9 tRNA genes and 2 rRNA genes are annotated in these 2,426 nt (G+C 53.5%); all 11 read right to left on the minus strand.

The annotated features are described in order from the left end of the window. Window positions 1-61: 61 nt before the first annotated feature. Window positions 62-142, minus strand: a tRNA-Leu gene (locus ACFC1F_RS43090). A 6-nt stretch (window positions 143-148) separates the two neighbouring features. After that, window positions 149-224 (minus strand) — tRNA-Lys (locus tag ACFC1F_RS43095). Window positions 225-228: 4 nt separating this feature from the next. Beyond that, a tRNA-Gln gene (locus ACFC1F_RS43100) sits at window positions 229-303 on the minus strand. Window positions 304-307: 4 nt separating this feature from the next. Beyond that, window positions 308-392, minus strand: a tRNA-Tyr gene (locus tag ACFC1F_RS43105). Window positions 393-411: 19 nt separating this feature from the next. Then, window positions 412-484: transfer RNA gene (locus ACFC1F_RS43110), tRNA-Thr, on the minus strand. Window positions 485-487: 3 nt separating this feature from the next. Next, a tRNA-Phe gene (locus tag ACFC1F_RS43115) sits at window positions 488-563 on the minus strand. 12 nt (window positions 564-575) lie between these two features. Continuing rightward, a tRNA-Asp gene (locus ACFC1F_RS43120) sits at window positions 576-652 on the minus strand. An 11-nt stretch (window positions 653-663) separates the two neighbouring features. Beyond that, window positions 664-740, minus strand: a tRNA-Met gene (locus ACFC1F_RS43125). Window positions 741-749: 9 nt separating this feature from the next. Next, window positions 750-825: transfer RNA gene (locus ACFC1F_RS43130), tRNA-Val, on the minus strand. A gap of 4 nt (window positions 826-829) precedes the next feature. Continuing rightward, window positions 830-945 (minus strand): 5S ribosomal RNA (gene rrf, locus ACFC1F_RS43135). Between the two features lie 49 nt (window positions 946-994). Continuing rightward, a 23S ribosomal RNA gene (locus ACFC1F_RS43140) occupies window positions 995-2,426 on the minus strand; the annotation flags it as partial.

Raw genomic sequence — 2,426 nt, forward strand, 5'->3', positions numbered from 1 at the left:
AGGTTGTATTCTACCACTGAACTACTTCCGCAAGACATGTTATGAGATATTTTATTAAAAGTGCGGGTGAAGGGAGTCGAACCCCCACGCCAAAGGCGCTAGATCCTAAGTCTAGCGCGTCTGCCAATTCCGCCACACCCGCGTAAAATGGTGAGCCATGAAGGACTCGAACCTTCGACCCTCTGATTAAAAGTCAGATGCTCTACCAACTGAGCTAATGGCGCTTTATGGCTGGGCTAGCTGGATTCGAACCAACGCATGACGGAGTCAAAGTCCGTTGCCTTACCGCTTGGCTATAGCCCAAAAATGGTGGAGGGGGGCAGATTCGAACTGCCGAACCCTGAGGGAGCGGATTTACAGTCCGCCGCGTTTAGCCACTTCGCTACCCCTCCGTATTTTTTTGAAAAACAGTGCCGGCCAGAGGACTTGAACCCCCAACCTACTGATTACAAGTCAGTTGCTCTACCAATTGAGCTACACCGGCAAATGGTGGCTCGGGACGGAATCGAACCGCCGACACACGGATTTTCAGTCCGTTGCTCTACCAACTGAGCTACCGAGCCTAAGTATTCAAATGGCGGTCCGGACGGGACTCGAACCCGCGACCTCCTGCGTGACAGGCAGGCATTCTAACCAACTGAACTACCGGACCATTTTAAAATTTGGTTGCGGGGGCAGGATTTGAACCTGCGACCTTCGGGTTATGAGCCCGACGAGCTACCGAACTGCTCCACCCCGCGATGATATAATGGTGGAGGATGACGGGCTCGAACCGCCGACCCTCTGCTTGTAAGGCAGATGCTCTCCCAGCTGAGCTAATCCTCCATTTGCCTGGCAACGTCCTACTCTCACAGGGACAAGGTCCCAACTACCATCGGCGCTAGAGAGCTTAACTTCCGTGTTCGGTATGGGAACGGGTGTGACCTCTCTGCCATCATCACCAAACTATGAAGGCATATTCCTTCAAAACTAGATAACATTTGCTACATATTATATGGTTAAGTCCTCGATCTATTAGTATTCGTCAGCTCCACATGTCACCATGCTTCCACCTCGAACCTATCAACCTGATCATCTTTCAGGGATCTTACTAGCTTACGCTATGGGAAATCTCATCTTGAGGGGGGCTTCATGCTTAGATGCTTTCAGCACTTATCCCGTCCACACATAGCTACCCAGCGATGCCCTTGGCAGAACAACTGGTACACCAGCGGTGCGTCCATCCCGGTCCTCTCGTACTAAGGACAGCTCCTCTCAAATTTCCTACGCCCACGACGGATAGGGACCGAACTGTCTCACGACGTTCTGAACCCAGCTCGCGTACCGCTTTAATGGGCGAACAGCCCAACCCTTGGGACCGACTACAGCCCCAGGATGCGATGAGCCGACATCGAGGTGCCAAACCTCCCCGTCGATGTGGACTCTTGGGGGAGATAAGCCTGTTATCCCCGGGGTAGCTTTTATCCGTTGAGCGATGGCCCTTCCATGCGGAACCACCGGATCACTAAGCCCGACTTTCGTCCCTGCTCGACTTGTAGGTCTCGCAGTCAAGCTCCCTTGTGCCTTTACACTCTGCGAATGATTTCCAACCATTCTGAGGGAACCTTTGGGCGCCTCCGTTACCTTTTAGGAGGCGACCGCCCCAGTCAAACTGCCCACCTGACACTGTCTCCCCGCCCGATAAGGGCGGCGGGTTAGAAGGTCAATACAGCCAGGGTAGTATCCCACCGATGCCTCCACCGAAGCTGGCGCTCCGGTTTCCAAGGCTCCTACCTATCCTGTACAAGCTGTACCAACATTCAATATCAGGCTGCAGTAAAGCTCCACGGGGTCTTTCCGTCCTGTCGCGGGTAACCTGCATCTTCACAGGTACTATAATTTCACCGAGTCTCTCGTTGAGACAGTGCCCAGATCGTTGCGCCTTTCGTGCGGGTCGGAACTTACCCGACAAGGAATTTCGCTACCTTAGGACCGTTATAGTTACGGCCGCCGTTTACTGGGGCTTCAATTCGCACCTTCGCTTACGCTAAGCGCTCCTCTTAACCTTCCAGCACCGGGCAGGCGTCAGCCCCTATACTTCGCCTTACGGCTTCGCAGAGACCTGTGTTTTTGCTAAACAGTCGCCTGGGCCTATTCACTGCGGCTCTCTCGGGCTTGCACCCTAACAGAGCACCCCTTCTCCCGAAGTTACGGGGTCATTTTGCCGAGTTCCTTAACGAGAGTTCTCTCGATCACCTTAGGATTCTCTCCTCGCCTACCTGTGTCGGTTTGCGGTACGGGCACCTCTCACCTCGCTAGAGGCTTTTCTTGGCAGTGTGGAATCAGGAACTTCGCTACTATATTTCGCTCGCCATCACAGCTCAGCCTTATGGGAAACGGATTTGCCTATTTCCCAGCCTAACTGCTTGGACGCGGATATCCAATAC

The organism is Kitasatospora sp. NPDC056181, assembly GCF_042266225.1.
Classification (GTDB): Bacteria; Actinomycetota; Actinomycetes; order Streptomycetales; family Streptomycetaceae; genus Kitasatospora.